The organism is Arthrobacter sp. I3, assembly GCF_000520575.1.
Lineage (GTDB): Bacteria > Actinomycetota > Actinomycetes > Actinomycetales > Micrococcaceae > Arthrobacter > Arthrobacter humicola_A.
The window spans coordinates 99,046-102,554 of the sequence record NZ_KI914908.1; the positions used below are offsets into that span (position 1 = coordinate 99,046).

Annotated in this window: 4 protein-coding genes; all 4 read right to left on the reverse strand. The window is 67.3% G+C overall.

Annotated features, from left to right (window positions below; translation table 11 throughout):
• A partial coding sequence (locus tag Y706_RS27835; protein WP_043434893.1) for an SURF1 family protein occupies nucleotides 1–585 on the reverse strand: 585 nt, incomplete at its 3' end.
• 110 nt (nucleotides 586–695) lie between these two features.
• The gene (locus Y706_RS0105185) at nucleotides 696–1,184 is read right to left on the reverse strand and encodes a PTS sugar transporter subunit IIA (protein WP_028275739.1); all 489 of its coding nucleotides are present in this window, start codon (nucleotides 1,182–1,184) and stop codon (nucleotides 696–698) included.
• Nucleotides 1,185–1,273: 89 nt separating this feature from the next.
• Nucleotides 1,274–3,025 (reverse strand): glycerol-3-phosphate dehydrogenase/oxidase, encoded by a 1,752-nt coding sequence (locus tag Y706_RS0105190; protein ID WP_028275740.1) that lies wholly within the window; start codon nucleotides 3,023–3,025, stop codon nucleotides 1,274–1,276.
• Nucleotides 3,026–3,117: 92 nt separating this feature from the next.
• A partial coding sequence (locus Y706_RS27840; RefSeq protein ID WP_043434896.1) for an IMP dehydrogenase occupies nucleotides 3,118–3,509 on the reverse strand: 392 nt, incomplete at its 5' end.

Consider the following 3,509-nt stretch of genomic DNA (forward strand, 5'->3'; position numbering starts at 1 on the left):
GCCGCCGGCCAGTTCGGTGGTCGCTGCGACAAAGCCCGGGTAGCTGCTGACGTTCCAGTCGTTGATGAGTTCGGCAACCGAGACGGCGCTGGCGAGGCCGGGTCCGGGATCCGTCCGCGGCAGCGGGGACTCGGACGGCAACAGCCGCCCGGTCAGTTCGATGGTGCCCGACGGCGGCGCCACGGCGTCCGCGGGATCCGCGACCCAGCCGCGTGCGACCGGAATCCAGGTCTGCGGTGTGGCCCCGCCGCCTTTCAGGGCCGGGGCATCCTTGACGGCGAAGGCCGATACGATCCAGTAGCCCTTCGCACCGTCATTGAGTCGGCCGGGGACGAGGACCTGCTTCTGGGGGTCGTAGCTGCCGGTGGCGGAGACCATCTGGTCAGCCACGGATCCGGGGAAGAACCCACCCGGTTGCAGGACCGAGGTGAGCTGCCGCGTTTGCTCCGTTGTGGTGGAGACCGGGGCTTCGGCCTGCGTTGAGCGGCCGAATTGCCACTGGCTGAGCAGCACAAAGACCCCGGAAATGGCGATCGCGAACACGAGTCCTGCGATCCAGCGGGGTTTGAGGGCAGTTTTCAGCACCCCTTAAAGGTACTTCGTCCCTGTGTAGAACAGCGAAACGGGCCATCGAGAGTGGGGCCGCCGGGTCCCTGCGTGGCGACGGAGTCGACACGAAAGGGCCTGCCCCAATCTCAGTGGTCGAAGAACACCAGGCTGGAATTGATCAGTTCGGCGATCACTTCGGCGTCGTAGGCGCGGCGGAGCGATTCGCGGAAGGACTCTTTCGACAGTGAGCGTGCCAGCGTCGCGAGCACTTCGAGGTGATCGGAAAAGGAGCTCGCCGGGGTGGCGATGAGCAGAATCACTGTGGCCGGGCCGTCGGCCGCGCCGAAGTCCAGCGCCCTGCCGTACTTCGTGATGCCGACCGCGATGGATGTCTGTGACACGAGCTCGCTGCGGGCGTGTGGCAGGCCGACACCGCCGGGCAGGCCGGTGGCGAGCTGATGCTCCCGGGCATTGACCTGCTTGAGGAAGCCCTCGAGATCGGAGATACGCCCGGCAGCATGCATGCGTTCCGCGAGCTGGGCAGTGGCGTCGAGCTTGTCCGTGGCATCCATTTCAAGGATCACCATCTCGGGTGTGGTGAGCTCGGCGTCGTACCGGTCCAGTGGTTCCGCCAAGAGATGTCCCTTCGAAGTGGCGTCAGTGACGCCGGCCGGCAGTCCAATGACTAGCGTTGTAATCCTGCACTGCCGGCCGGCGCTGAGTCTTAGCGCAGGGGCACAATGTCCTCCACGCCCAGCCGTGCGGCGTCGGCGGATTCGTCGTCCGGCTGCTGTTGGCTCAGGCGCTCGGCATCAACCCGGGCCAGATAGTGCTTGATTTCGCCCTCGCGCTGCGCATCACTCCAGCCGAGAACGTCTCCCATTAGTTTAGCGACTACCGGAGCGGCGGACACACCGCGGTCCCACGCTTCAATCGAAATCCGGGTGCGGCGGGTCAGGACGTCCTGGACATGCCGGGCGCCCTCGTGCGTGGCCGCGTAGACGGCTTCGGCAGCCAGGTAGTCGTCAGCGCCCGGCAACGGTTCGGCCAATTCCGGGCTGTCAGCGATGAGCGCCAGAACCTCCGGCGTCATGGCGCCGTAGCGGTTGAGGAGGTGTTCGATCCGGGCAACGTGGACGCCGGTCTCCTCCGCCATCCGGTTCCGCTGGTTCCACGCGGCCTTGAAACCGCTCGCCCCCAGCAACGGGACGGATTCCGTGCAGCTGGCCGGGACACGCTCGTCCATGCTGCGCGTCGCCTCGTCGACCGCGTCCTTGGCCATGACCCGGTAGGTGGTCCATTTACCGCCCGCCACCACCACGAGACCCGGCACGGGGTGGGCGACCACGTGCTCGCGGGAGAGCTTCGCGGTGGAATCGCTTTCCCCGGCCAGCAGCGGCCGCAGCCCCGCGTAGACGCCCTCGACGTCCTCGCGGGTCAGCGGGCGCTTGAGGACCTTGTTGACGTGCTCGAGCAGGTAGTCGATGTCCTTGCTGGAAGCCGCGGGGTGGGCCTTGTCGAGGTGCCAGTCGGTGTCAGTGGTCCCGATGATCCAGTGCCTGCCCCAGGGGATCACGAAGAGCACGGATTTCTCGGTCCGCAGGATCAGCCCCACCGTGGACTGGATCCGGTCGCGGGGCACCACGAGGTGGATGCCCTTGGACGCCCGCACCTTGAGCTGCCCGCGGTCTGTCACCATGGCCTGGGTCTCGTCGGTCCAGACCCCGGTGGCGTTGATGACCTGTTTGGCCCGGATTTTGAAGCTGGAGCCGTCCTCATGGTTGACCACCTTGGCGCCGACCACGCGTTCGCCCTCGCGCACGAAGTCCACAACCGACATCTGGTTGACCGCGTGGGCGCCATAGTGCGCCGCGGTCCTCACGAGGTTGGCGACGTACTTGGCGTCGTCGACCTGTCCGTCGTAGTAGCGGATGGATCCGACGAAGGCGTCGTCCTTGAGGCTGGGGGCGGCGCGCAGGGTCCCTCGCCGGGACAGGTGCTTGTGGAAGGGGACGCCGCGGCTGTGCCCGCCGGTGATGGACATCGCGTCGTACAGGGCGATTCCGGCGCCGACATAGGGCCGCTCCAGGAACGGTTTGTGGAGCGGGTACAGGAACGGGACGGGCCGGGCCAGGTGCGGCGCCAGGACGGAGAGAATGAGGCCGCGCTCATGCAGTGCCTCTTTGACCAGGCCGAAGTCGAGCATTTCGAGGTACCGGAGGCCACCGTGGATGAGTTTCGAGGACCGCGACGACGTCCCCGCGGCCCAGTCGTTGGCCTCGACGATGCCCACACTGAGCCCGCGGGTCACGGCGTCGAGGGCGGCGCCGGCACCCACGATGCCTCCGCCCACGATGAGGATGTCGAGCTCTTTGCCGGGGGCGGTGCTGCCCCTGAGCACAGTGATTGAAGCCTCGCGGGCCGCTGGCCCGAGGGCACCTCCGGCCTCGGCAGAACCGCCGGGAAAACTGTTCATGTCACGCCTCCATCCGGATCAAACCTCGTAGGGCACCAGACTACGTCCAAGTTTCCCGGATGGGCAGGGCCCTCAACGGCCCGCGCGCGGTTTCAGTTGCCGGCGTACGGCGAGACGACGACGTCGACGCGCTGGAATTCCTTCAGGTCCGAGTAGCCGGTGGTCGCCATTGAACGGCGCAGCGCGCCGACGAGGTTGGAGGTGCCGTTGGTGTGGTGGCCGGGCCCGAACAGGACCTCTTCGAGCGGCCCGACTGTTCCCACGTTGACCCTGTCGCCGCGGGGCAGTTCGAGGTGGTGGGCTTCCTGGCCCCAGTGCCAGCCCTTGCCGGGGGCTTCGTCGGCGCGGGCCAGGGCGCTGCCCAGCATCACGGCGTCGGCGCCCATGGCGATGGCTTTGACGATGTCGCCGGAGGATCCCATGCCGCCGTCGGCGATCACATGGACGTAGCGTCCGCCGGACTCGTCCATGTAGTCCCGGCGGG

Excerpts from the sequence above, each read along its gene's own strand:
- Y706_RS0105190 (WP_028275740.1), bottom strand. The coding sequence starts at position 3,025 with ATGAACAGTTTTCCCGGCGGTTCTGCCGAGGCCGGAGGTGCCCTCGGG.